At 59.2% G+C, this 25,823-nt stretch carries 21 protein-coding genes and 3 pseudogenes; 12 read left to right on the forward strand and 12 right to left on the reverse strand.

The window, feature by feature from the left end:
• Positions 1 to 47: 47 nt before the first annotated feature.
• Entirely contained in the window at positions 48 to 1,010 is a 963-nt protein-coding gene (locus Pan181_RS03515; protein WP_197528876.1) for a vWA domain-containing protein, read from the reverse strand.
• Between the two features lie 181 nt (positions 1,011 to 1,191).
• Between Pan181_RS03515 and def the strand changes: the two genes are divergently transcribed.
• The 7 genes and pseudogenes from def (at position 1,192) to Pan181_RS03550 (ending at position 7,344) form a co-directional block, all read left to right on the forward strand.
• Positions 1,192 to 1,779, forward strand: coding sequence for a peptide deformylase (def, locus tag Pan181_RS03520; protein ID WP_145245511.1), 588 nt, complete (start codon positions 1,192 to 1,194; stop codon positions 1,777 to 1,779).
• A gap of 104 nt (positions 1,780 to 1,883) precedes the next feature.
• A pseudogene (locus tag Pan181_RS03525) lies at positions 1,884 to 2,632 on the forward strand (IS5 family transposase).
• Positions 2,633 to 2,827: 195 nt separating this feature from the next.
• The gene (gene fmt, locus Pan181_RS03530) at positions 2,828 to 3,772 is read left to right on the forward strand and encodes a methionyl-tRNA formyltransferase (RefSeq protein WP_145245512.1); all 945 of its coding nucleotides are present in this window, start codon (positions 2,828 to 2,830) and stop codon (positions 3,770 to 3,772) included.
• Positions 3,773 to 3,910: 138 nt separating this feature from the next.
• Entirely contained in the window at positions 3,911 to 4,090 is a 180-nt protein-coding gene (locus tag Pan181_RS03535; protein ID WP_145245513.1) for a hypothetical protein, read from the forward strand.
• A gap of 125 nt (positions 4,091 to 4,215) precedes the next feature.
• Positions 4,216 to 5,715 carry a tRNA (N6-isopentenyl adenosine(37)-C2)-methylthiotransferase MiaB gene (gene miaB, locus Pan181_RS03540; RefSeq protein WP_145245514.1) on the forward strand — a complete coding sequence of 500 codons (1,500 nt, stop codon included), beginning with the start codon at positions 4,216 to 4,218 and terminating at the stop codon, positions 5,713 to 5,715.
• 155 nt (positions 5,716 to 5,870) lie between these two features.
• Positions 5,871 to 6,619: pseudogene (locus tag Pan181_RS03545) on the forward strand (IS5 family transposase).
• Between the two features lie 80 nt (positions 6,620 to 6,699).
• Positions 6,700 to 7,344, forward strand: a complete 645-nt coding sequence (locus Pan181_RS03550) for a DUF6891 domain-containing protein (protein WP_145245515.1) — start codon at positions 6,700 to 6,702, stop codon at positions 7,342 to 7,344.
• An 11-nt stretch (positions 7,345 to 7,355) separates the two neighbouring features.
• On the opposite strand, the gene Pan181_RS03555 is transcribed toward Pan181_RS03550, so the two are convergent.
• Entirely contained in the window at positions 7,356 to 8,666 is a 1,311-nt protein-coding gene (locus Pan181_RS03555; protein WP_145245516.1) for a sialidase family protein, read from the reverse strand.
• Between the two features lie 237 nt (positions 8,667 to 8,903).
• Here Pan181_RS03555 and Pan181_RS03560 point away from each other — a divergent pair, with 237 nt between their 5' ends.
• The gene (locus tag Pan181_RS03560) at positions 8,904 to 9,227 is read left to right on the forward strand and encodes a P-II family nitrogen regulator (protein ID WP_145245517.1); all 324 of its coding nucleotides are present in this window, start codon (positions 8,904 to 8,906) and stop codon (positions 9,225 to 9,227) included.
• A 33-nt stretch (positions 9,228 to 9,260) separates the two neighbouring features.
• Positions 9,261 to 10,103, forward strand: coding sequence for an ATP-grasp domain-containing protein (locus tag Pan181_RS03565; protein ID WP_145245518.1), 843 nt, complete (start codon positions 9,261 to 9,263; stop codon positions 10,101 to 10,103).
• Positions 10,104 to 10,111: 8 nt separating this feature from the next.
• On the opposite strand, the gene Pan181_RS03570 is transcribed toward Pan181_RS03565, so the two are convergent.
• Entirely contained in the window at positions 10,112 to 11,530 is a 1,419-nt protein-coding gene (locus Pan181_RS03570; protein ID WP_145245519.1) for a sulfatase family protein, read from the reverse strand.
• A gap of 44 nt (positions 11,531 to 11,574) precedes the next feature.
• The gene (locus Pan181_RS03575) at positions 11,575 to 12,105 is read right to left on the reverse strand and encodes a helix-turn-helix domain-containing protein (RefSeq protein ID WP_145245520.1); all 531 of its coding nucleotides are present in this window, start codon (positions 12,103 to 12,105) and stop codon (positions 11,575 to 11,577) included.
• 363 nt (positions 12,106 to 12,468) lie between these two features.
• Here Pan181_RS03575 and Pan181_RS03580 point away from each other — a divergent pair, with 363 nt between their 5' ends.
• Entirely contained in the window at positions 12,469 to 14,988 is a 2,520-nt protein-coding gene (locus Pan181_RS03580) for a hypothetical protein (protein ID WP_197528879.1), read from the forward strand.
• 47 nt (positions 14,989 to 15,035) lie between these two features.
• On the forward strand, positions 15,036 to 15,962 hold the full coding sequence (locus tag Pan181_RS03585) for an ABC transporter ATP-binding protein (protein WP_145245522.1): 927 nt from the start codon (positions 15,036 to 15,038) through the stop codon (positions 15,960 to 15,962).
• 125 nt (positions 15,963 to 16,087) lie between these two features.
• Here Pan181_RS03585 and Pan181_RS03590 read toward each other — a convergent pair whose 3' ends face one another.
• Both Pan181_RS03590 and Pan181_RS03595 read right to left on the reverse strand, forming a co-directional pair.
• Positions 16,088 to 16,618: a hypothetical protein gene (locus tag Pan181_RS03590; RefSeq protein ID WP_145245523.1), complete on the reverse strand. Its 531-nt coding sequence runs from the start codon at positions 16,616 to 16,618 to the stop codon at positions 16,088 to 16,090.
• A 310-nt stretch (positions 16,619 to 16,928) separates the two neighbouring features.
• Positions 16,929 to 17,978 (reverse strand): hypothetical protein, encoded by a 1,050-nt coding sequence (locus Pan181_RS03595; protein ID WP_145245524.1) that lies wholly within the window; start codon positions 17,976 to 17,978, stop codon positions 16,929 to 16,931.
• 519 nt (positions 17,979 to 18,497) lie between these two features.
• On the opposite strand from Pan181_RS03595, the gene Pan181_RS03600 reads away from it, so the two are divergent.
• On the forward strand, positions 18,498 to 18,869 hold the full coding sequence (locus Pan181_RS03600) for a hypothetical protein (protein ID WP_145245525.1): 372 nt from the start codon (positions 18,498 to 18,500) through the stop codon (positions 18,867 to 18,869).
• A 64-nt stretch (positions 18,870 to 18,933) separates the two neighbouring features.
• Here the strand turns inward: Pan181_RS03600 and hisS are convergent, their stop codons facing one another.
• From hisS to Pan181_RS03630, 6 genes and pseudogenes are all read right to left on the reverse strand, one after another.
• Complete coding sequence (hisS, locus tag Pan181_RS03605) at positions 18,934 to 20,268, reverse strand: histidine--tRNA ligase (protein WP_145245526.1); 1,335 nt, start codon at positions 20,266 to 20,268, stop codon at positions 18,934 to 18,936.
• 122 nt (positions 20,269 to 20,390) lie between these two features.
• Positions 20,391 to 21,139 (reverse strand): annotated as a pseudogene (locus Pan181_RS03610) (IS5 family transposase).
• A 174-nt stretch (positions 21,140 to 21,313) separates the two neighbouring features.
• Positions 21,314 to 21,760, reverse strand: a complete 447-nt coding sequence (locus Pan181_RS03615; RefSeq protein ID WP_145245527.1) for a YkgJ family cysteine cluster protein — start codon at positions 21,758 to 21,760, stop codon at positions 21,314 to 21,316.
• Between the two features lie 111 nt (positions 21,761 to 21,871).
• The gene (locus tag Pan181_RS03620) at positions 21,872 to 23,002 is read right to left on the reverse strand and encodes a hypothetical protein (RefSeq protein ID WP_197528880.1); all 1,131 of its coding nucleotides are present in this window, start codon (positions 23,000 to 23,002) and stop codon (positions 21,872 to 21,874) included.
• Positions 23,003 to 23,059: 57 nt separating this feature from the next.
• Positions 23,060 to 24,466, reverse strand: a complete 1,407-nt coding sequence (locus tag Pan181_RS03625; protein ID WP_197528881.1) for a sulfatase-like hydrolase/transferase — start codon at positions 24,464 to 24,466, stop codon at positions 23,060 to 23,062.
• Between the two features lie 38 nt (positions 24,467 to 24,504).
• On the reverse strand, positions 24,505 to 25,773 hold the full coding sequence (locus Pan181_RS03630; RefSeq protein ID WP_145245530.1) for a serine hydrolase domain-containing protein: 1,269 nt from the start codon (positions 25,771 to 25,773) through the stop codon (positions 24,505 to 24,507).
• Positions 25,774 to 25,823: the final 50 nt, after the last annotated feature.

Raw genomic sequence — 25,823 nt, forward strand, 5'->3', positions numbered from 1 at the left:
CAGCAAAACTTGGAAGGTAAGCTCACCTGGCCTGGCGGCCAGTGTGGTTAGGGACTCGATCGCAGGCTGTTGGTGTTCACGTAGCAGTACTGGCCGCCGGTGCGATTGGCCAGCTCGCGAAGGAAGTTATTCCGCCGCGGATCGGGGCCGACGCCGAACTCTACAGCACAGATCATGGCATTGTAGCGTTGGTTGATGCGAGCGACCTCGTCGAGTTCGCCAGCCGACATCGGGCCATCCGCGTCGGTGAGAAAGAAGATCACGTCGGGCCCTAGTCGCAACGCTTCCTTGAGTGCGTTGATCCGATCGGTACCCAACGCGGCCGTGACTCCGAGCACCTGCTTGCCTGCGATTGTCTTGTTTTGCTCGGTGGCAAACGCGACGCGCTGGCGGTTGTTGATGGTCATCGGATACGCATGCATGTTGAAAAAAATGATCTGGAACTGGTGGATCTCGTCGAGTGATTTCAGGCTTTCGCCAACCTGCTGTTTGGCAGCTTGCAGAGGGGGGCCTTCCATACTGGCCGAACGGTCGACCAGGTAGACGAACTTGGTGCCGGTGCCGGTGACACCGAAGAACGGCACCGCCGCTTTGTCGCCGATGTCGCCATGAACGCCGCCGGTGGTGCCGCCGGCTTCGGCCGCCGCGGTGGAGCTTCCGCCCGACTCCTGAATGGTGCCAACCGCATCCGGCAGTTCCGGCAGCGACTCCGCCGAATTGCTATTGGCAGTCATCTCGGGCAGGGCTTCGACCGGATCGCTCGGCGTGGGGTTCGAGCTATTGTTCGTGGAATTCTGGTCGGCCAGGTTATCGTCCTCGCCTTCGAATTTCACTCCATCGGCGGTGGAGCGTTTGAGCACGATGCCGATGTCTCGCGAGGTGACCTCGGCCGAGCCCTGCGGCATGCGGCTAATCCAGAACAGCAGCAGCGTAATCAGGGCGGTATGGATCAACGTGGAAATAATCCACGAGGGGATCATGGCTCGCTTTTCGGCGGTGTCGAGATACATGGGCGAGAAGAAAAGGGTAAAGTCGATAGGCAAGGTCGGCAAACGCCCGGTCCGCTGGGATTCTAGAATCGCTCACCAGCAGGGTCAACGCAAGTTCGCTGCTTGCAAGGCTGCCATCGGTGCGATGTTTTTCGTATAATCACGGTTTTCCCCGCCCACTTTCCCCATTCCCCCTGAGCATATGTCGCTTTCCGTCATCCATTACCCGCATCCGACGCTTCGTCACAAGTCCCTGCCGCTCAAGCGAGTCGACAAGCAGCTCAAGGCCTGGGTGGAGGAGATGTTCGACCTGATGTACGAGCACGAAGGGGTGGGGCTGGCTGCCAATCAGGTGGATCTGCCGTACCGGCTGTTCGTGATGAACCCGACCGGCGACAGCCAGCAGCGGGACCAGGAACAGGTGGTGATCAACCCGGTGATCTCGAAGGCCAAGGGACAGCAAAAGGGGAACGAAGGCTGCCTGAGCCTGCCAGGCGTGCACGCCGACGTGGTGCGTAGCAACGCGATTCATCTGGAAGCGTACGACCTGTCGGGCAACCTGATTGTGGCCGACCTCGACGGCTTCGCCTCGCGGGTGGTGCAGCACGAAACCGACCACCTCGACGGCATCCTGTTCATCGACCGCCTGAGTGATGGCGAACTAGCCGACGTGCGACACCTGGTGCATGAATTCGAGATCGACTTCCAAAGCCGCCTGAACACTGGCGAAGCCCCCACCGAAGAACAAGTCGCCGAGCTGTGGAGCGAGCTGGAAAAGGCCCGGACTTAGGCGAAAGGGGGGAACACTAGGTCGTGTTGACATTTATGTAGCGTAGATTTTGTCGAAATGGTATCACGGTGTCGTCCCCTACCTGCTCATGGAGGAGCGAATAGATGCGACGGCACGAACTGACAGACGAACAATGGTTGAAGATTCGAGGCCATTTGCCTGGCAAATCCGGCGATCCCGGTCGAACCGCGGCGAGCAATCGTCGGTTCGTGAACGCGGTGTTGTGGATCGCCCGCACAGGCGCGCCGTGGCGCGATCTTCCCACTCGCTTTGGCCCTTGGAATTCGGTATTTCAGCGTTTCAATCGATGGTGCAAGCGTGGCGTCTGGCGGCAAGTCTTGGAGACTCTGGGCGAAGAGCCCGACTTGGAGCACTTGCTACTCGACTCGACAACGGTCCGAGCCCATCAACACGCAGCGGGCGTAAAAGGGGGCTCGGTGGCGAAGCCATGGGCCGCTCGCGCGGAGGTTGGGGAACGAAAGTCCACGCCGCGGTAACGGGCGATGGCCGCCCGGTTCGTCTGACTTTGACGGGTGGCAACCGACACGACATGCACCAAGCAGAAACGCTGCTGGAAGGACTAACTCCCGAATACGTCGTCGCCGACAAAGGGTATGATTGCCATTGGTTTCGCGATCAGATTCGTCGCCAAGGCGCGAAGCCGGTGATTCCGACTCGCCGTGGGTTTCGACAGAAAAGGTACGATCGCACACGCTATAAACTCCGAAATGTCGTGGAGCGGTTCTTCAACCGGTTAAAACACTACCGTAGGGTCGCTACACGATACGATAAAACTGATCGAAACTACGATGGATTCCTCTGCCTGGCGTCACTCATGATCAGCTTGGCATGAATGTCAACACGACCTAGTGTTCCTAAAAATCGTTTTCGTGCGTTTTCAATTCCCGTAGCGCATGAAGAACAAGGGGAACCGCTGATGAACGCCAATCTTCGCTGATAGAGTTTATTGGCGTCGATCAGCGGTTCCAATTTTCTTTGTGACCTTCGTGACTTTGTGGTATCCATCCCCAACCCCGCTCCCGTCGCAATGAAACTCTTAATGCTTGGCACTGGTCCTTTTGCGGTTCCCACGTTGCGTCGTCTGGTGGCGGCGGGGCACTCGGTGCCGCTCGTGGTGTCGCGGCCGTTTCGGGGGCGGAAGAATGCCCCCAAGCCGCCGATGCACGAGGCCGCCGTCGAGCTGGGCATCGAGCTGTGGACGCCGGAGAGTGTGAACTTGCCGGAGTCGGTCGAGCGGCTCGAGTCGCTCAACGTCGACCTACTGGTGGTGTGCGACTACGGCGAGATCCTCAAACCGGCCGCCCTGGCCACCACGCGGCTGGGGGGCATCAACCTGCATGGCTCGTTGCTACCGAAGTACCGGGGGGCCGCGCCGGTGCAGTGGGCCGTGCTCAACGGCGACCCGGTCGCTGGCAATACCGTGATTCAGATGACCGCGGGGCTCGACGCCGGCCCGTGCCTGGCTCAGCAGCGGGTGCCGGTTGATCCTGACGAGACGGCCGGGCAGCTCGAGGAGCGGCTGGCCGAACTGGGAGCCGAGGCCGTTGTGGAGGTGGTCGCCAAGCTGGCGGATGGCACCGCCGAGCCGGTGGAGCAAGTGCATGCCGAGCGGAGCAAAGCCCCTCGGCTGGCCAAGCAGGATGGCGAGCTGCACTGGAGCGACTCGGCCGCGGCGATCAAAAACCGCGTGCGGGCGATGTCGCCCTGGCCGCGGGCGTATGGGTTTTGGCAAATCGAGGGTCGTGAGCCACTGCGGGTGGTGATCGATCGGGTGCAGCTGGTCGAGCGGGCCGAGTCGGTCGAGCCTGGCAGTGCTATCACCGATGGCAATCAGCTGCTGGTCGCCACCGGCGACGGCTGGCTCGAGATCATCGACTTGCAGCCAGCCGGCAAGCGGGCCATGGCGGCAGCCGACTTTCTGCGGGGGTACAGCGGCGGGCGGTTTGTGAACCAGCCAGGTTCGCCGGAGTAAGGGGATTGGCAGATCGAGCACTACGCGGCCGCGATGTGGGCTGGTTTTCGCGTTTTGGCTAGTTCGCCTTTCGCCTTTCCGCTTGGGCGAGTACCATAGACCGACTGGATTTTGTGCCCCACCGCAAGGATTGCCGCGATGGATCGTCGGGACATCATATTGCTAATTATCGGCGTCTGGGTGGCCATTGCGTCGCTGGTGCGGATGATGCGGTCCCGTCGCGACTTTTTGTTAGCAAAAGTCAAAGAGCAATTCGACGCCCATCGCCGCCGGGAAGCGGAGCTGACCAATGCCGAAAAGGCGAACCGGCGGGCCTAAGCGGATGTCGGTCGCCGCAAGGCGTCAGGCTTGCCACGCGAGTAGCCGCCGGCCACTGAACGGCCCCCCCCGAATCGCACATTCCAAGTTCCTAGTTGTCCCTTGAGCCCCCTCCTGCCATCCCTATGCCCAAGCTGTATATCGAAACCGTCGGTTGTCAGATGAACGTGCTCGACAGCGAGCTCGTGGTTGCCGCGCTGCGTAAAGAAGGTTACGAGCTGACGAGCGACTCGGCCGCCGCTGACACGGTGATCTTCAACACCTGCAGTGTTCGCGAGCATGCCGAAGAAAAAATCTACAGCGCCTTGGGACGACTGAAGAACGCCAAGCAATCGAATCCCGAGAAGGTGATCGGCGTCATCGGCTGCATGGCTCAGAATCACCAGCGGACCGTGTTTGAGCGGGCGCCGTACGTCGACCTGGTGGTCGGCCCTGGCCAGTTGCATCAGGTGCCGGAGCTCATTCGCAAGGTGCAGCAAGGGAGCGGGCAGCAGCTCGAAGTGAGCCTGGGCCGCAAGGATGGCTCGCGCGAGAACATCACTCGCAGCCATGAGAGCTTCGACCCGCTTCGCGATCCGACGATGCGGCCGACTCCGTTCCAGGCGTACGTGCGGATTCAGATCGGCTGCGACAAGTTCTGCACCTACTGCATAGTGCCGAGTGTTCGCGGGCCGGAGCAAAGCCGGTCGCCGCAGCACATTCTAGCCGAAGCCCGCCAGCTGGCCGACGAGGGTTGCAAAGAGATCACGCTGCTCGGGCAAACCGTGAACAGCTACAAATACACCGAAGGCGAAACCACCACGCGCTTTAGCGACCTGATTACCTCGCTGCACGACATCGAGGGGATCGATCGCATCAAGTTCGTGACGAACTACCCCAAAGATATGACCGACGATCTGTTGATCGCGGTTCGCGATCTGCCAAAGTGCTGCAAGTACCTGCATGTGCCTGCCCAGAGCGGCAGCGACGCCCAGCTCAAGACTATGCGCCGCGGCTACACCGTGGCCGAGTACCGCGAGATGCTCGCCCGCACGTACGAGATGATTCCCAACGTGGCGGTCACCAGCGACTTTATCGTCGGCTTCAGCGGCGAGACCGACGAAGACTTCCAGATGTCGATGGACCTGGTCCGCGAGTCGCGGTTCAAGAACAGCTTTATCTTCAAGTACAGCGAACGCCCCGGCACCAAGGGGGCCCAGCACATGATTGACGACGTACCCGACGCGGTAAAGCGGGCTCGTAATCAAGAGATGCTGGCCCTGCAGAACGAAATTAGCGAGGAAGACAACCAACGTTTCCTCGGCGGCAAGGTCGAGGTGCTGGTGGAAGGACTCAGTAAAGCGGCAATCAAAAAGGAAGCTGAACTGCAAAACGCCAACGAGCAAATTACCCCCTCCCCTAGCCCCTCCCCGCAAGGGGGAGGGGAAGGCCATGGGATGGCCCCACAAGGGCAACAGACTCAACTCACAGGGCGGACCATGTGCGACCGCATCGTGGTGTTCGATGGCAACCGCCGGCAAGTGGGCGAGACCATCGACATTGCGATCTACGACGCCAACGCCCACACGCTGTTCGGCTCCGTAGTCACCCAGCACCTGACGCCGGAGTTGGTGACGTTGAGCTGAGGGTTGGTAACCGCTGATGAACGCTAATCGTCGCTGATAGGATGAGATTAGTGCTTATTAGCGTAGACTAGGTCGTGTTGACATTTATGTAGCGTAGATTTTGTCGAAATGGTATCACGGTGTCGTCCCCTACCTGCTCATGGAGGAGCGAATAGATGCGACGGCACGAACTGACAGACGAACAATGGTTGAAGATTCGAGGCCATTTGCCTGGCAAATCCGGCGATCCCGGTCGAACCGCGGCGAGCAATCGTCGGTTCGTGAACGCGGTGTTGTGGATCGCCCGCACAGGCGCGCCGTGGCGCGATCTTCCCACTCGCTTTGGCCCTTGGAATTCGGTATTTCAGCGTTTCAATCGATGGTGCAAGCGTGGCGTCTGGCGGCAAGTCTTGGAGACTCTGGGCGAAGAGCCCGACTTGGAGCACTTGCTACTCGACTCGACAACGGTCCGAGCCCATCAACACGCAGCGGGCGTAAAAGGGGGCTCGGTGGCGAAGCCATGGGCCGCTCGCGCGGAGGTTGGGGAACGAAAGTCCACGCCGCGGTAACGGGCGATGGCCGCCCGGTTCGTCTGACTTTGACGGGTGGCAACCGACACGACATGCACCAAGCAGAAACGCTGCTGGAAGGACTAACTCCCGAATACGTCGTCGCCGACAAAGGGTATGATTGCCATTGGTTTCGCGATCAGATTCGTCGCCAAGGCGCGAAGCCGGTGATTCCGACTCGCCGTGGGTTTCGACAGAAAAGGTACGATCGCACACGCTATAAACTCCGAAATGTCGTGGAGCGGTTCTTCAACCGGTTAAAACACTACCGTAGGGTCGCTACACGATACGATAAAACTGATCGAAACTACGATGGATTCCTCTGCCTGGCGTCACTCATGATCAGCTTGGCATGAATGTCAACACGACCTAGTGTTCTTATAATGTCATCTTCGTGCGTCCTCTATTCTCTGCACGCCAAGTTTTCACGCCGTGCATGAAGAAAATGGAAGCCGCTGATGGACGCTGGTGGGGGGTGTCTGGGCATAATGCAATGTTCGAACTAGTTCTGTATGACGAAGGGCTTGAGCAAGCAGTTAGTGCAATGTTTAGGTCGGGGTTCTACTCAGGGAAAGAAATTCACGATTTCTTTCACGAGATTGCTAGTGACGAGCCAGACTCAGGGCTCAACCCCGATACTGTCGAAGCGGAAATAAGTGAGATATTGCAAACCGCCAAGAAAGAATTAGAGGAAGCAACTGCAACCTGGCCCGCTACGACCGACAACGATCGATTGACCGCTGCCTTTGAGCAACTGAATGAAACGGGGATTCGCGCCGTCGAAAACTACGGCTACATGGCCTCAGATGGTACGGGGCTTTATAACGAGATTAAAGGGATTTCTAGATGGCGTGGATACTGCTTCTATCAAAGTCAGGATTTAGTCCAAGCCTTGCTTAATGGCAAACTGTCGATTCGGTATGATACGATGGCAAATTGGTGGAGGACTGATAGGAAGACAATGATGATCGGCAAAGCAGTGACGGAAGCCCTTCGCGATCACGGCTTGGAACCTGATTGGAGTGGCGATCCAGCAAAAGTGATTGAGCTTCCCATCGAGTGGCGTCGGCGGCTCTCATAGAAGTACGGTCTTCACTCCCACAGCTTCGCCAACAACTCACCCGGCACCTTGTGCACCCGCGCGATTGTTTTTTGGGTTTCGGTGATGTACAGCCCTTGTTCCCAGATAAAGTCGGGGTAGCTGATTCGCACTTCGGGGTTCTCGTCGTACAGCACCGCGACTGGCTGCCCCCACTCGATGACCTTGCCGCGGGGGGTGTCGACTTCCACACCCCCCAGCAGGTAGGCCGGGTTGCGGCCGGCGTAGTCTTTGCCCGAATGGTTATGGAACCAGTAGATGTAACGTCCCGCGTATGGGCCCTTGGTAAGCTTGCGGACGAAGTTCGCCGCCCGCGGGTGGTCGACCAACTGGCCACTGGGGCCGTAGGTCATGAACGCCGGGGGTGTCCAGGTTCGGCCATCGTTGCGTGAGTAGGCATGGCAGGGATGGCCGGCCACGGTGCGGTAGGTGCAGAACAAACTGCCATCGGACAGCGACGTGAGATTCACTTCCGAAGCAATTGGCCCCTCAGGCGACTTGAGACCCGTCTCTCCTTCGGGCAGGGTTTGCCAATTGAGTTTGTCAGGATCGCGCTCGGTTTCGATGTTCGAGCAGCGAATGAAGAACGACTCGCTTCGTTCGATGAACCCCGCGCCGAACTTCTCGATCTTGGTGAACCCAAAGATCATGGCGTTCTTGTGGCGAATCGGTTTGCCCACGCCCCACTGAAAGCGGACTTCGCCTTGGTAGGGGTTGCGGCGGTCGATGGCTGTCATTCGCACGGGAATGTAGTATCTCTCGGCCGACCACGACTTGCCGCCATCGTCACTGTACTTCACCGCGTACTCGCCGAGCGTATCGACTCGCTGGCGGGCGTAGTCGGTGCCGGCGATTACTTCACGCATGTTTTTGGCGTTGTAGATGTAAAACGCATACACGCGACCATAGCTGGTCAGGTAAGGCATCGCCCACGACGCCTCGGGCCCTGCGGCCGGTTCGATATCGACTAGTGGCCCCCAGGTCCGCCCGCGATCGGTACTACGGGTAGATACAACGTGCTGTCCCTTGTTCCCCTCATGCCCCTCGCCAGTTGTCATGGTGCAGAGCCATGTGCCATCGGGCAACTTCACCACGTAGGGCTGATCGCAGTAGCCCTCGGACGGGATTTCGAACCCACTAGCAATAGGGATTGCTGGAGGGTGTTGATTGATCGCCTCGGTAAGGCGGTCAGCCGCTTGAGCAACCGTCAACGCATGCAGGTTTGCCGCGAGAGTTACCAGCAGCAGAGTTCTGCAGAAGATCGTTAGGTGCCTTCGACGCGAGTTGACTACTTTGCCATTCATCTCGTGATTCCCCTTGGGTGAACTGCTGCTTCATGACCGATGCGAAATACAAATGGATGAGAGTCGATTGGGGGGAGCATCGCGTGTCGACCGTAGCTGGAATGTAGAATCCGGTGTTTTTCAAGAGTTTCATGCGGTTAAGAAAATCCAATGACAGCAGCTATTCCGCCTTATGTCGACATGAATTATGATAGTGAGCACAGGTGCCCGTCGATTCTTGTGCCCCGCGTTGTTGCCGTGAAGCAGATTATAGCAGTTGTGAAGCCGTTTTTGGTGGAGGAGATCCTCCACAGTCTCCGCCGCGCACCGCTCGAAGCGGTGGAAGTGCGCGAGGTGAAAGGCTACGGCAAACAAAAGAGCTACCTCGATCAGTATACCGACACCGAGTACAGCCAGGCGTTCTTGCCGAAGGTCGAGATCATTCTGTGGGTCGCCGATTCGCGGGCCGAGGAAGTCATCCGCAAGGTGGTCGAAGTGGCTCGCACCGGAAGAATGGGCGACGGTAAGATCTTTGTCCTCTCAGCACAAAGCCACGAGCAAGTGGTGAACATCGGCAAGTAAAACCCGCGCAAGGGTTTGCCGGAGGGAATAGAGATGAAGCTTAGTTGGCTGATCGATGGCGAGATGTTCCCCAATTACTTGGAGGAACTGTTCGACGCCATTACCGAACAGGGGTTCGAAGCCAAGGTGATTGGTGCGCCGAAACCACCGTACCGCTGGGACGATCTAAAACATACCTATCGCGACGAGTTCCCCGCGGGCTCGTGCGTGGTCGCCCATGGCGATATCGAACTGGTCACTCGCATCGGGCAAGAGCAGATTTGGACGCCGGGTGTTTTTGGGACCGTGCCGAACTATTTCTGCTCGAACTACTACTGCTACTTTGGCGAGTACCTGCTGAATAGCGACTACGCGATGCTGCCGTTTGGAGAGTTGGGACGTCGCCGCGATTGGTTGCTCGACTTTTTTGGTCAGGAAGGGAAGGTGTTTATCCGCCCCGACTCGCCGCTCAAGTTGTTTGCCGGTCAGATGGTGACCACCTCGCGGTTTGAGGCCGATCTGGAGTTCATGGGATTCTACGATTTTCCCGTGGAGTCGCTGGTCGTGGTGAGCCCTCCGCAGAAGATCACCCGCGAGTGGCGGTTTGTCGTGGCCGATCAGCAAGTGGTTGCTGGTTGTCTCTACACAGCCGATGGCAAAAACGTGCTTGAGCCGGAGTACGACGCTCAGGCGTTTGAGTTGGCTCAGCAGGTTGCCAGCCAGGGGTACGAACCCGATCCGGTATGGATTGTCGATATCTGTCGCACCAAAAAAGGGGCGTATCGCTTGCTCGAGATCGGCGGCTTTAGCTTTGCGAATCTCTATGCGTGCAACAAGGCCGATGTGGTTGCCGCGGTGTCGAAGGTCGCGATGCGACTGTGGGAGCAAGCCAAGTAGCTGCGTTGCTAGTCGAGTGCTAGCTCGACTTGTTGTTCGAACAGCCCGCGTTGCGGATCGTTCGTGTCGCGCATCCAATGCCACAGGCGTTTGGTCATCGCACTGGCCCGCGGCGAGTATTGGTCGTTGGGCTCTTTCAGCAGGTTGTTCAGGCAATTCGGGTCGGCCTGTAAGTCGTACATTTCTTCGGTCGCGCGGAACGAGTAGAACTTCACCCGCTCGGCGATCGCGTCGTCGTTTTTCGCCGCGTTCACCATGGCTCGCCAGGTGCGGCCGCTCTGCGACTCGTTACGAAACGGGTAGTTGCCGCCCGCCCAGCCGTTCCAGATGTAAAGGTACTGCTCGTCCTGCACAGCTCGCATGGGGTACTCACGCTTGGCGCTCGTGGAGTTGATCATGGTGAACACGTGATTGCGCTGCGGCTGCTTTTCTCCCTGCCATAGCGGGAGGAGCGACTTGCCATCGCACCCACGCAGGGGGCTGCAGTCGGTGACTTCGAGCAACGTGGGGGCGATATCGATACCGCTTACAAAGTGCACGGTGTCGCGCTGCCCTGGTTCAATATGCCCGGGCCAGCGGACGATGCAGGGGGTGTGGTTCGATTGGTAATAGCAATTGGTTTTCGCGTACGGCAGCGGCATGCCATGGTCGCTCGTGAACAGCACCAGCGTGTTGTCGCGCTCGCCCAGGCGGTCGACCACTTGGAGCACACCGCCCACGATGTCGTCGGCCCGATGCACCGAAGCGAAGTACTCGGCCAGCTCTTTGCGAATCGGCGGCAAGTCGGGCAGAAAGCCTGGCACCGGCACCTCGTCGGGGCGAAACATCCGCGGAAACTCAGGGGGAGGGTCGTACTTTTCTTGATTGCTACCAGCGAACGGGCGATGCGGGTCGTGCAAGTTCACCATGATGAACCAGGGCTTCTCCGCCTGGCGGGCAGCAGCGATCGCCTCGTCGACCGCTTCGATGTACTGCTGCTTGCCGCGGCCGAAGTTTAGCTGCGACTGCTTGCGAATCAAGTCGAATGCATCAGCGCGGGAAGGGACCACGTGGTTGTGCTTGCCGATCAGTGCGTTGTAGAAAACCGACTCGCGAAGCGATTCGGGCAGCGTTGGCACGTCGGGCCGAATGGTGTTGAACCCCAATGCTCCGTTGCGATGTGGATACCGCCCAGTCATCCAGACCGCCCGCGTTGGTTGGCAGATGGCGATGTTCACGAACGCCCGATCGTAGCTGAGTCCCTCGGTGGCCAGGCGGTCGATGTTCGGCGTCACGTCTGGCACCTGACAGCCATACGAACCAATCGAGTCGCAGTTCATGTCGTCGACAGTAATCAGCAGCAGGTTCGACACGGCCATGGCCGGCGGCGAAACCGCGACCTGCACGAAGGCAACCAGAGCGAGCAGGGTGGGTAGCAGTTTCATCATGGCGAGCACTCGAGGGGGAGTGGAGATGCTCCCATCGTAGCTGGTTACTGGTCGACCTGCACGCGGTCGTACAGCAAGCGGACAAAATCTTCGAGCAGCGGCCCGTCGGTCGACTCCAGAATCACGCGAACCTGCTGTAGCACTTCGCGTTTGCGATTCATCTGCTCGGCTGCGGCAACGGCTCCCTGTTCGTTGAGCGACCCGCCATGCCCGAACCGGCTGGCCAGCTCGGCAAAGTCGGCAGCCGCCCAATCGCGAAACAACTCGGGATGCGATTCAATCACCTGGCTGACCACCGGATTGGTCGCCAGATCGAAGCCTGCAGCAGCGATGCTGGGGCCATCGACAAACAGCTGGTCGACCTCCACCCCGAGGCCAGTAGCCAGACGGGCCAGCGACCGCGCGTGGGGGCGGGTTTCGCCACGGGCGATGCCGCGGACGGTCCGCTCGTCGAGCCCCGAGGCGTCGACCACGTCGTCGTAGGTCAGGTGATACTTGGCCATCAGACGACGCAAATTACCAGCAACGGTGGCTGCTGAAACAGCCGGCGGCAGGCTCGTCGACGCTGCAGACATGAAAAATGCGGCTCGTAGTCGGGGAAATGAGTCGAAGTGTGTACATAAGTACACACCCTTCGGAAGGGAGAGTCAAGGGAAAAACGGGTGCTTGGCAAAGATTTAACGTCCTGGTGCGAATAGGCGAACAGAAAAAAGCCGGTTTCCTGCCCCGAATCGTGGGCTGAAGCGGCTACCGAGTCGCCTGAACGCAGAATCCAATGCGGGCCCCCGTTGCCAACAGGGATTCGAAGACTGCTATAATTACAGGCTTAAGAAATAAGCCAGCGGATGGCCGCCGAATACCCAGGTGCCGGTGTTTGCCATGCTGTGGATAGTTTTGCGATACCGACCGCCGAAATTCGACCCCCCACGCTTCGACTCATGCTCACTTCGTTCACGCGATCGTTTGTCCGCAGCTTGCTCTGCCTGATGGTGATCTGCATGCTGATCGGTGCTACCGGCTGTGGCGGCTGTCGCAACGAGACCCCGCAGCAGCGCCAGGCCCGACTCGATAAGGAAGCCGCGGAGAAAAAGAAGAAGGAAGAGGAGGAACGCAAGCGGAAGGAAGAAGAGAAAAAGAAGCAGGCCTTCATCGTCGAGCCGCCGGTCACCAAGCCGAGTGATACTGAGAATCAGCGGTCGCTGGCCAAGCGGGGCCACTGGATGACCGTTACCCAGCTTATGAAGTCGAACAAGGACGACTGGGGAGGCGACACCACGCTGCAGGTGACCGACAGCCAGGGCAATCCTGTGCCGATCGAGCTTACCGCCTTCACGCTCAGCAGCACCCGCCCGGTGGCATTAGCCAAAGGCCGGCCGCGGCAGGTCGAAAACGTGTTCCTGGTCCCGAGCACCGGCAAGTCGGCCAGCGTGCGTTGTACGCTGCGCGAACGCAATTACGGGGCGGTGGTCGGTGGGCTACCGCTCGGAGCACCGCTGAGGATGATGGAGTCGTATCAGTACTTCTTTGTCGTGTTGGCCAAGGAACGCAATCGCTATACGTTCCTGAAAACGCTCAATGGGGTCACGGTTCCGCAATCGTCCGACGACGTGAACTTCAGTAATACCGACATCAATCACTACCAGGTGCTGTTGCCCGATATCTCGAAGCAGGTACCGCTGCCCGACAATCCGCTATGCTGGTCGACCATCGCTTACATTTTGTGGGACGAGGTCGATCCCGATCAGCTCGACCGCCAGCGCCGCGAGGCGCTGATCGACTGGTTGCATTGGGGCGGGCAGTTGGTGGTCAACGGACCCGACTCGCTAAAGCTACTGGAAGGCAGCTTTTTGGCTCCCTACCTGCCAGCCACCGATGGCGGTGCTGAAGTGATTACGCAGGACGACATCGAAGCCCTCAACACCTATTGGACCAGCAAGTCGCGGTCGAAGACCAAGCCGCTGAAGCTCACCCGCGATTGGTCGGGTATCAAGCTCAACATGGCCGAGGGAGTGAGCACCGACGAAGGGCTGGCCGCAGCGACCGGTGGGCTGTTCGTCGAACGGCAGGTGGGCCGCGGGCGGATTGTGCTTTCGAGAATCCAAATTGCCCAGCGGGATCTGTTGTCGTGGTCGCCGCACTACGACGACTTCTTCAACGCGGGCGTCATGCGGCGGCTTCCTCGTACCTGGAGGACCAGCTCGTTTGGCAATTCGTTTAGCGATTTACATGCCGAGTGGGCGGGAGTGCCCGACCGGATGCGCGACGCTCAGTACGTAACAAACTATCGGTTGTTCTCTCGCGACGTGCACGACGATCCGGAGGCAACCAATCAAGTGATCGTGTCCAACGACGATGCAATCGACCTCAAGTACGAGGCGCCGATTCCCGGCGGTATCGGATCGTGGAACGATTTCAACGCAACGAGCAGCGCGGCTCGCGAATCGCTTCGCAAGGCGGCCGGCGTGCGGGTGCCGCCGGCTTCGTTCGTGGTGAACTGCCTGGCCGTGTACCTGGTGGTGCTGGTGCCACTGAATTGGCTGTTCTTTAAAGCCTTGGGTAAGGTGGAGTACGCCTGGATTGCGGCCCCGATCATCGCGCTGATCGGCACCGCGGTCGTGGTAAAGCAGGCTCAGCTCGACATCGGTTTCGTGCGTGCCCAAACCGAAATCGCCCTGCTCGAAGTGCAAGGCGAGTATCCTCGCGCCCACCTGTCGCGTTATACCGCCCTGTATACGTCGCTCTCGACCTCGTACGATGCCGAATTCGAAGACCCCAACGCCCTGGCGGCACCGTTCCCACGCGGTAAAGACTTCCGCATGCTGATCGGGCAGTCGCGTAGCGAAATGGAATTGGCCCAGAACAAGACCTCGACCCTGCATGGCATGCAAGTCTCGAGTGCAACGACCGACATGCTTCACAGCGAACAGATGATCGCGCTCGACGGCCCGATTCTGTTCGAGCGGAAGTCGGAGAATAGCGGCAACCTGGTGAATCAGTCGCAGTTCAAGCTGCAGAGCGTCGCCATTGTTCGGCGGAGCGACAAGGATGGCGAACGCCGTTTGCTTGGCAGTTGGGTCGGCAGCCTGGATCCGAAGCGGTCGATGACCGTAAGCATGGTTCCGCTCGACGAGAATCGATTTGACTCGGAGCGGAAGCAGGAGAACGAACAGCACGCTGATCGGCTCGACCTCGAACCGATGTTCGCCCTGGCGCTCGATTCGCTGCACATGGAAGATGGCGAGGTGCGGCTCGTCGCCCGTGTCGACGAAGTGCTGCCAGGTGTTGCGGTCACACCGTCGGCCGCCCAGGTGCGCGGGGCCGCGTTGGTCGTAGCCCACTTGGGCAACGACGCGTTGCCGCTCCCTGTGCCCGACGAAAACTCGCCGTTGGATGTGGTCGACTCTTCCGCACCGTCGAGCAACTCGATCGACGACTATTTTGGTCCCGATGGACTCTAAGTGATTCCTGCTTTCCCTTTCCTGAACTTGGTTCCCCGCTGCACGCCATGATTTCGATTCGCAACTTTGGCAAGACCTATGGCGACTTTGTCGCGGTAGAGAACTTGAATCTCGACATCGCCGCGGGCGAGATGTTTGGCTTCATCGGCCCGAACGGGGCCGGCAAAAGCACGACCATTCGCTTTCTCGCCACGCTGCTGCGTGCCACCACTGGCGAGGCCACGGTCAACGGGCATAGCGTTACCAGCGACCCACTGGCGGTGCGGCAAAGCGTCGGCTACATGCCCGACACCTTCGGCGTGTACGACGGCATGAAGGTCTGGGAGTTCCTCGATTTCTTTGCGGTCGCCTACCAGATACCGAAGGGCCAGCGCAAGGGCGTGATCGGCGACGTGCTGGAGCTGCTCGATCTGACCCACAAACGCGACGACTACGTCAACGGCTTGTCGCGCGGCATGAAGCAGCGTTTGTGCCTGGCCAAGACCTTGGTGCACGATCCTCCGGTGCTGATTCTCGACGAACCAGCCAGTGGTCTCGACCCCCGCGCCCGGTTGGAGGTGAAAGCACTGCTCAAAGAGCTACGAAGAATGGGCAAAACCATTCTTATCTCGAGCCATATCCTCACCGAACTGGCCGACTGCTGTACCTCGATCGGCATCATCGAGCGGGGGCAGCTGCTGCTCCACGGCCCGATCGACGAAGTCTACCGCCAGATTCAGCAGAACCACCGGCTTGAGATTCGCTTCGCCGGCGACATGGAAGCTGGCATCAGCTTGATTCGCAGCGATCCCCACGTGCGAAGCGTCCAAGTCAACAGCCGCAACTGCATTGTCGAAATGGGGGGCGAAGACACCGACGTGCAACGCCTGATGCGTCAGCTAGCAACGTCCGACGTCGGACTGATTTCGTTCGCCGACAAAGAACCGACGCTCGAAGATGTGTTCATGATGGTAACCAAGGGCCTTGTGACCTAACGGGCTTCTGGGGTGTTTTTTAGCCACGGATTCACACAGATTGAACACGGATGTGGGCCGATTGCTGATCCGTGTTTCATCCGTGGCCAAAAAAACTCGGAGAGTACAAGAAACTAGCAGCCGGGCTACTCGAACAAGATCGGTCCGGCGCTGTTTTCTTCCGACTCCCACTCTTTGCGAACTTCAGCCAGGCCGACGGTGCAGATGTCGAAGCAGTCCGACAGTCGTTGCAGCACTTCGGACGGGGCGAGTTCTTTCTCCACGGGAATCGTGCTCGCCAGACGGTAGTTGCGTTTGCCTTGATCGCGGTAGTCGAGCATCACGTCTTTGCCGCCGATCTTACGCATGCGATCGGCCACCTCGGGATAAACACCGGTCCAGAACAGCGTGAAGTCGCCGATATGGCGATGCAGTTGCCGCTTCGCAGGTCCTTGCCGCTGAGAGACTTCCACCAGCATGTCGGCGACTTGCGTCAGTCGATCGCCACGCGGGGTGCGTACCGAATAGACGTCGTCGAGACGTAGGAAACGCGTTAAGAGCTCCGATAGATAATCGACCAACGGTGGATCGGCCACCCCCAGTCGAGTCTGGAAAACGTACTCGGTCACGCCGGCAAAGAACTGACGAACCTGTTTACCTCGTGGATGTTCGTGCATCTGAGAAGGTCTCCTCACACTTGCATGCAATCCTGCCTTTGCAGTTTGGGCGCCTGTGGTTCCACCTGTAGCGACTCTACCTTTAACAGCAGTAGAACCACCAGTTCAATAGTAGTTCCCGCCTGTGAAGGTGTCCAATTTTCGGAAGAAACGTCTCTCGCGCATATGTCCCACACGCCGTCGTCAGGTAGTCGCAACTTGCAGTGGGGTAAGCACTTAAAGCAATTGGGCCGACACCCACGGAAGGCTTGTAGAAGGTATCGGCGAGAGGATTCGAGTGCGAAACCATCGCCGCCAAAGGAGCGGACGACTACGAGGTCGCCAACGTTTGCGAAGCGGAGGTCGAGCGGGGGTAGAACAGCTCGCACGCCGCCCGCACTAATTGTTGAGCGCGGGGCGACGCGTCGACCGCCCGGGCTTCGAGCGGAATCAGCAGCCACCGCCCCGTGGGCCAGCGGACTTCCATCACTTTGCTGCAGTCTTCGAGCAACTGGTAGACGCGAGCGCGGGTCACCCCAAGTCGCTCGGCTTGTTGCTTTACCGTGGGGGTGTTGCCATCGGTCTGCAGGCGTTCGCTCGCCAGGTCGGCTACTTGCTCGCCGAGGTCGGTGCGAATCTGCGTTAGCAATGGAGTCACCAGGTTGCGACGTACTTCAGGCAGCGTAGGAGGCTTGGGTAGGTCGAGTACGCTGGTCAGCCAATCGACCACCGGCGGCACGAACCGCGGCACCAGTTGCAGGTCGAGCGTATGGCTCGGCGTGGAGGTCGACACAGCCTCGTGTACGGTGCAGAACACCTCGAGAATGGCATGCAGCCGTTTCTCGCCGTGGGTGCGCATGCGGCGAATCTCGGCTAGCGACTTGTCGACGTACTCCCCGAGCGACTTGTGCCAGATCACGGTCGGCAGCATCTGCAGCGAGGGAGCGAGCTGGCCTAGCTTGTAGTCGACGAACTCATGCCGACGGACCGACTCGCACCAGCTGGCCCAAAGCGACTCGGAGACCGCGGTGGGATCGAAGCCTGTGCCAAGGTCGGTGCCGGTCGCGTGACGCTCGTCCATCCCGAACGGCGTATTGCACACGTCGGCCTTGATCGCCCGCCGAATCAGAGTGAATAGGCCTTCGATCTTCTTTTGTCCCACGCCGGGCGTTTTGATCAATTGCTCAAACGGCACTTCGAGCAGCGTGCGAAGGTCGCGGTCGAGAAAAGCGATCGGCAACCGCCGGTCGGTGGGGAGTACCCAATACGAGAGTTGTTTGTCCAGACGTCCGTCATCGGGCAGCTCGAACAGCTGCTTGCAGAGTCGCTGATAGGTGCCTACTTGCCGGTAGGTGCTGGAAGTCGGGGCTTTCCTTGCCATTTAGTTGCGATTCCCAAAGCTAGTATAAAACGCATGTTTGCAGCCGTACGGCCCCCTGCGCACTGGTAGCGCCGGCCGCTAGCGGACTGTAAGTGATCGATGCGTTCCAGTTTACATATCAGCAGCGGTCGCTACTGTCGCGTGCGTGCGATAAAAGCCGATACGATGGGGGGAATCGGGGTGGGAAATGCTCAGGATTCGCATCGGCAAATAGAAACGTTTCTGCTGCCAGCATTGTGGAGTAGAGCGGCTAAAAGTCAAGCTGGTTACCTAGTTTACTTGATAAGCAGGGTCGCCCCCTCGCGCGCCCGCGCACCGCCACCCCGGGCAAACCCTCCGTCGGAGGTAGACAATCGATCTCGAAAATCATTGCCCAGGATTTTATTGCTTTGCGATGCAATTGCCGGTATGCTGATAGTCGACAGCGGTTCTTTTCTATTTGTCTTGCAGCCAGGGGAGGCAGCAAGATGCAATGCTGCTGGCGGGAATGCCAGTGGCTACAAAGCAGGAGTGCTGGTCATGGGCATTCAGGTGCGGTGTCCGCATGGGCACATCTTTAAGGTCAAAGACAAGTATGCCGGCAAACGCGGCTTATGCCCGCATTGCATCGGGCAGGTCATTGTCGAGGTACCCGCGTTGGATGCCGCGGACAAAATGCAGAAGGCCTATCGTCAGGCGGTGGTCGACGAACAGCGGCACATGCATCATCCAGCCGACAACGAAAGCTCCTCGATTTTCGACGACATGCCGCAAGAGATGGACTCGAGCACCAGCGGCAGTCTGCTCGGCTCGAGCGTGATCCGGCATCATGTGAAATGCGAGTTCTGCAACCAGTCGGTACCGATGTGGTACGCCAAGTGCCCGAAGTGTGGACACTTCATGGAGCAGTAGCGCGTGGGATGTAGGCTTTAAGCCGTAAGCCGTAAGCCGTAAGCCGTAAGCCATGGGCCACGGGCTACTCGCCGGCGTTTGCCTCACTCAATATCTTGGTGATCTTCGCGGCCGCTTCGCTTTGTGCGACGGTTTCGCTCGACCCATCACTCAGGTTCTTTACCTGACACTGTCCGGCTGCTATTTCGTCGGGGCCGGCGATCACTGCCACGCGGTGGCCGCGTTTGTCGGCGTATTGCAACTGCTTGCCGAGCTTTTTGGGCTCGCCATACAGTTCGACCTTCAGGCCGGCGGCTCGCAGATCGGCCGCTAGTTTCAGCAGCGGACCCAGCAGCTCGGCATTGAACAGCGGAACAAACACCTCGGCCGGCGTGCGTACTTCGGGCAGCAGGCCCAGCTCTTCCATGGCCGATAGCAAGCGGTCGAGGCCGAGCGACGCGCCGATGCCTGGCAGCCGCTGCTTGGTAAACATCTGGGCCAGATTGTCGTACCGCCCACCGCTGGCAACGCTGCCGATGTCGGGCAGCTGCGCGAGCGTGGTCTCGTAGATCATGCCGGTGTAGTAGTCGAGCCCGCGGGCGATCGACACGTCGAGCTTCACCCGCGCGGGATCCACGCCAGCGGCTGAAATGCCAGCCAGCACTTCAGTCAATCGGGCGAGTCCCGCCTGGCCGACTTCCGAGCCTTCAACCATCGGGGCGAGTTGCTCGAGTACTTGGTCGTTGGTACCGCTGAGGGCGGCAAACGCCAGCACCTTGTCGGCCTGCTCGGCGGTCGCGCCGGCCGTGGACTGCATTTCGGCGGCGACCTTCTCTGGGCCGATCTTCGCCAGCTTATCGATGGCTCGCAGCACGTGCGTCGACTGATCCAACAGCCCGAGCGATTCGAGCACGCCGTTTAGCACGCCGCGGTGATTCACCTGCAGGGTGAACTGCCCGCCGAAGCCGATTTGGGTCAAGAGATCGTGAATCACCAGCGCGGTCTCAATGTCGCTGGCGACCGACTCGGTGCCGATGGTGTCGAAGTCGCACTGGATGAACTCGCGGTAGCGGCCCCGCTGGGTGTTCTCGCCGCGCCAGACGGGGGCAATGTGGTACCGCTTGAATGGCAGCCCCAGTTCCTGGGCGTACTGGGCCGAGAACCGGGCGAGCGGCACCGTGAGGTCGAACCGCATGCCGACCTCCCGCCCGCCGGCGTCGGTAAACTTGTAGAGCTGCTTGTCGGTCTCGTCCGAGCCCTTGCCGGCCAGGATCTCCAGGTACTCGAGCGCCGGCGTGTCGATTGGCGCAAACCCGTACGAACGATACACCTCCCGCGCGGTCTGCATCAGCGCCTCGCGAGGCAGCATGGCCTGAGGCAAATAGTCGCGGAAACCTTTAAGCGTACGGGGCTGGATCATGGGGTAGGGGGGAGGTGTCGGGGATAAAGTTCGGAGAGGGGGAACACTAATCTACGCTAATAACCGCTAATCTTTACTAATCCCATCAGCGACTATTAGCGAAGATTAGGTCGTGTTGACATTCATGCCAAGCTGATCATGAGTGACGCCAGGCAGAGGAATCCATCGTAGTTTCGATCAGTTTTATCGTATCGTGTAGCGACCCTACGGTAGTGTTTTAACCGGTTGAAGAACCGCTCCACGACATTTCGGAGTTTATAGCGTGTGCGATCGTACCTTTTCTGTCGAAACCCACGGCGAGTCGGAATCACCGGCTTCGCGCCTTGGCGACGAATCTGATCGCGAAACCAATGGCAATCATACCCTTTGTCGGCGACGACGTATTCGGGAGTTAGTCCTTCCAGCAGCGTTTCTGCTTGGTGCATGTCGTGTCGGTTGCCACCCGTCAAAGTCAGACGAACCGGGCGGCCATCGCCCGTTACCGCGGCGTGGACTTTCGTTCCCCAACCTCCGCGCGAGCGGCCCATGGCTTCGCCACCGAGCCCCCTTTTACGCCCGCTGCGTGTTGATGGGCTCGGACCGTTGTCGAGTCGAGTAGCAAGTGCTCCAAGTCGGGCTCTTCGCCCAGAGTCTCCAAGACTTGCCGCCAGACGCCACGCTTGCACCATCGATTGAAACGCTGAAATACCGAATTCCAAGGGCCAAAGCGAGTGGGAAGATCGCGCCACGGCGCGCCTGTGCGGGCGATCCACAACACCGCGTTCACGAACCGACGATTGCTCGCCGCGGTTCGACCGGGATCGCCGGATTTGCCAGGCAAATGGCCTCGAATCTTCAACCATTGTTCGTCTGTCAGTTCGTGCCGTCGCATCTATTCGCTCCTCCATGAGCAGGTAGGGGACGACACCGTGATACCATTTCGACAAAATCTACGCTACATAAATGTCAACACGACCTAGTGTTCCAAAAAAATCAGGCCGAGAGGGACGTTGTCGTCGGGTGCCGTCGCCTGCGGCTCGGGGCTAAACGACCGGCAGCCAATCGCCTAAGCCATCACTGGCAGCAGGTCGGGTTTCTTGCTGCGGATGTTTTTGCCTTTCGACTTGTAGCACGCTTCGCTGTATTCCCACACTTGGTCGTGGGTTTCCAGGTAGAAGTCGTAGGTCCAGTCCTCGTCGTATTCGCAATTCTCAAAGCTGTAGTCGCGGCAGATCTGGGGGCGGTTCTCGTAGATGCCGCAGCGGTAGTCGTCGGCCAGCTTTTCGCACACGGTATGCACCAGCAGGTACCAGTCTTCGTCGTCCTTGAAGAACGTCGCGTTGTGGTGCAGCACGATCCAGCGGATGTACTCCATGTCCTCAAAACAGTCGGGCGTCTCGTACGGCACCGCGATGTAATGACAACACTTGGCCGTGCAATGTTCGCACAGGTTGCCTCCCTTAGGCAGATCTTCGCGGCGAATCTTCACGGTACCGAAGGCGGATTGCGACATGAGTGGAAACTTAGGAGTTGAAAGTTCGATGGGCCAACGAGCTAGGTCTCGCCGGAAAAACATGCACGGATTGTAACGGATCGCCCGCGATTGGGGGAGCCGTGCGGGGACTCAGGTTTGTTGGTAGTTGGTTGCAGTCACTCGGCACTCAGGACAAAGGTACGCGTAATAGGTCCCTTCGGCGTATTCCTCGATTTCTGAGTGATCGATCTGGGCCAGACACATCATCGTCTGCTTGCATTCCGGGCACGTTGGATAGGCGGCGCACTGTATCCAAGTTGGGTGTCCACCAAGTTGTGAGAACGTGGTAGAAAGAAATTGGTTTGCCGCAAATAGTGGTGGACGCTCTGCGGCTAAGTGTAAGCAATCAGTCGGCAAGCCTTCCCATGAATCAGCATCGTCAGGTAAGTAATCTGGACGCACATTGTGCAGCGACCATTCGCTATAGCCTGATTGATTCAGCTCGCCAAACAGGCTAGATGCGAAGGCAGTGCATACGTCGCACGTCGCGATCTGGAGGCCCTGTTCAAAGCCTGTGATTCCTAGCTTCGCAAGAGTCGTGGCTCCCAGTTCCAATAAGTTGATCAGCGGCCGCGAGCACCAGGGGCAGTTGTCGGTGCGTGGGGTGATTGCGCGAAACTGCTGGGGATCGGGCGACTTGCCATAACGCAACGCGTAGCATTGAGTGTAATAGAGGTCACGCCGAGCACCTTTGCTGTCCAGTTCCCACCCCGCGACCTTTGTGCAAGCTGGGATAGTCCACTTAGCTGGTAGTTGCCAGCCTTGCCTTGTGCACCACTCGATTGCTTCTACATCCCCTGTCCAAGCAAGGGCAAAGAGAATCTCAAGGCGATTGTCTTCATCGGTTTTCAGCTGGTCAAGAAGACGACTTGCCAGATCCTTTGACGCCTTGTTAAAAGCAAAATCTGGTTCGTAGAGGTCTGCTTCAATCATACTTCTTAGAAGCGGCTCCAAGTCAGCTTCCGTAAATGCTGCCAGCGATGCGCATAGATTTCTAAAACGAAAACCATCTCCGTCGCAAATGAGTGTTTCACCATATTGAATCAATCGTTCCAGGCCAGCCGTGCTGAGCTCCTGATATAACTCGTCGACAGGTGTTGTATTGCAACACGACCCTACGGCTAAGTCGTTTGGGTCACCGCGATGATATTTCGCAATCAACTCAACCGGATGCGTAAAGCCTCTCAGCTGAGTATCACTAATCTCTGCATAACGATTCAAAGTAGTGTTGCTTTCTAACTTGGGTGCGGTGCTTGGTGTGGTGCGACGCTCCAACCCTTATTCCCTCGGCGTCCAATTCTCAAGCGGCGGCAGTTCGTCGCGGCCTTCGTCGTAGCGGGGGACTTGCTGGGCGGCTTGCCAGCTAAAGAATCGCTCGAGGCTCTCTTTCAATTGCTCGACCACTTCCGGATGCTGCTCGGCGACGTCGGTCGTTTCGTTCGGATCGTCGGCCAGGCGGTAGAGTTCGTACACGGTCTTGCCTTGCGCGGCATCGGGCGCGGGGCGGTGGCCTACCAGTTTCCAGGGGCCATGGTGCACGGCCACGTGTTGTCGGCGACCCCCGTTTTGATCCATGTACGTGTACCAGGGCCGCTCTACCGGAGTCGTATCGCCTTGCAGCGTGGGGAGCATGCCGACTCCGTCGAGCGGATGGCCAGGCGTCTCGCTGACTTCGGCGACTTGCATGAGCGTGGGAAACACGTCGAGGTAACCCATCGGCTGCTCGATGGTTCGTCCACCGACTACCTGACCTTGCGGCCAGCGAGCCGCGGCGGCCACGCGAACGCCACCCTCGTAGGGAGTGAGCTTGTGTCCTTTGAGCGGGCCGTTGCTACCAACGCTGGCGACTCCGCCGTTGTCGCTGGAGAACAGCACGAACGTGTTTTCGGCATCGCCCCGCTCGTCGATGGCGGTCAGGATACGACCGATCGCCTGATCGAGCGAGTCGACCATCGCCGCGTAGGTTTTCTGTTTGCCTTTGAGCTTAGGATACTTGGCCAGGTCCTCGTCTTTCGCCTGGAACGGAGAGTGCGGCGCGGTGAACGGAACGTATAGCAAGTACGGCTCGCTCAGGGGAACTCCTTCGATGAACTCCACGGCCGCGTCGCCTACCATGTCGGTCACGTAACCTTCGGTGAGGTCGGGCTGGCCGTTGCGATGCCAGTCGAGCTGCCCATCGCGCTGGTGGGTAAAGTAGTCGATCGCGCCGTTATAACAGCCGACCGCGTGGGTGAAGCCTTGCGAACCGGGCAGCCACTTCGTGCGGCGGTGACCCAGGTGCCATTTGCCGATCACTGCGCGATGTTCGTAGCCAGCGGTCGCCAGCATATCGGCGATCGTCACCTCCGCAGGATCGAGTCCAAAATCACGATATGGCGGCACCACCGAACGCATCATGCCGAACCGAATCGGGTACCGCCCGGTCATCAGCCCCGCCCGCGTCGGCGAACACATCGGCGCGACGTAGTACCGCTCAAGCGTCACCCCGGTGGCAGCGAGCTGGTCGAGGTTCGGCGTGCGAATCGAACTGCCGTGGAAGCCGACGTCGCCGTAGCCGAGGTCGTCGGCCAGGAGCACCACGATGTTCGGACGCGTGTCGGCCGCCAGCACTTGAGTGGATGCGAGTAACGCGAGGGCGAGCATCAGCAGCGTTGGCCGTAGTGATTCGAGAGGAGCGTATCGCATGGGTGGGTCTTTCTTCATCGCTTACGTGGGTCGAGCAGCTACTCGACGCTTACCGGTTGTGCGGGCCACTGCTGCACCTTGTTCACCGCTTCGTGCATGAGCGGGTCGACCTTGCCCGAGGGAGCACCTCCCCCTTCGATGTCGCGGGTGTTGAACAGCACCGCCCAGTTGAAGCCATCGTGCCGGCGGACCAGGATGGTCGACGTGCCAGGCAGCGAGCCATTGTGCCACATGTTGTAGTGCTGCTTGTCGCCGACATGCACTACGAGCCATCCGAGCCCGTAGTACGAGTTCTTGCCTTCGTCGGCCGGGCAGGGGCTGACGACTTCAGCGAGCAGGTCGTCGGTCAGGAAGTCGTACCGGCTGTTGTCGTTATAGCCATCGGCAAACGCAACCAGGTCGGCCGCGGTAGCGATCCACCCGCCGTGGGCGTCCATGTTCTCCAGGCACCACGCGCCGTACTGCACCGGTACCCGTTGGCCGACGACTCCCTCAACCACTCCAGGACCTTTGCGGCCATCGTTGGTGTGATAGCGGGTTTCGTGCTCACCGCGAGTGAGCGTGCTGCCGATGGCCATGGTCGAAATGCCTTGCTGAGCCAGCACTCGCTGCTTGACGTACTCGTCGTACGGCTGGCCGGTGGTTCGCTCGATGATCCGCCCAAGCACGCAGTACCCAAAGTTCGAGTAAGAGTACTTGCTGCCGGGCTCGTCGCTCAGCGGTAAGGGGAGCATGCCGCGGATGATTTTGTCGGTGGTATCCAGCCCTTCGATGCCGAGAGCTTCGTCGCGCCTGCGCGACTTGAACATCGGATCGAACGTCTTGTCGCGATTCCAGCCGGCGCGGTGTTGCAACAACTGGCGAAGCGTGACCGGTGCGAGCTCCTCATTCACCACCGCCCGCTCTTCGTCGGTCAGGTGGTCGACCAGCTTGTCGTCGAGCGAAAGCTTGCCGTCGTGCACCAGGGCCATGATGGCAGTCGCGGTAATCGGCTTCGAGATACTCGCAATGCGAAAGCGGGTGTTCGGCTCTACCGGCTCGGCCTGCTCTTCGTCCTGGTACCCGAACCCACGGGCGTACACCAGCACCCCATCGCGCGAGATGGCGACGCTGGCGCCAGGGGCGTCGATCTTCTTGATCAGCTCGACCATCATCTCATCGACCGGCCGTAAGTCGGGATTCGCGGTGCCAGTGATCGGAATACCATCGATTACTTCTGGCTCAGTCGCAGCGGGTTCGCTTTGACCAAGAGCAACCGCCGAAGTCAGGCAGGCAAACAGAAGTAGGCTGGTGCAGAAGTGTGGCATGGAGGTTGAAGATCGGAGTTGGGAGTTTGGGGAATCGTCGACGAGCTATG

Source organism: Aeoliella mucimassa, assembly GCF_007748035.1.
Classification (GTDB): Bacteria; Planctomycetota; Planctomycetia; order Pirellulales; family Lacipirellulaceae; genus Aeoliella; species Aeoliella mucimassa.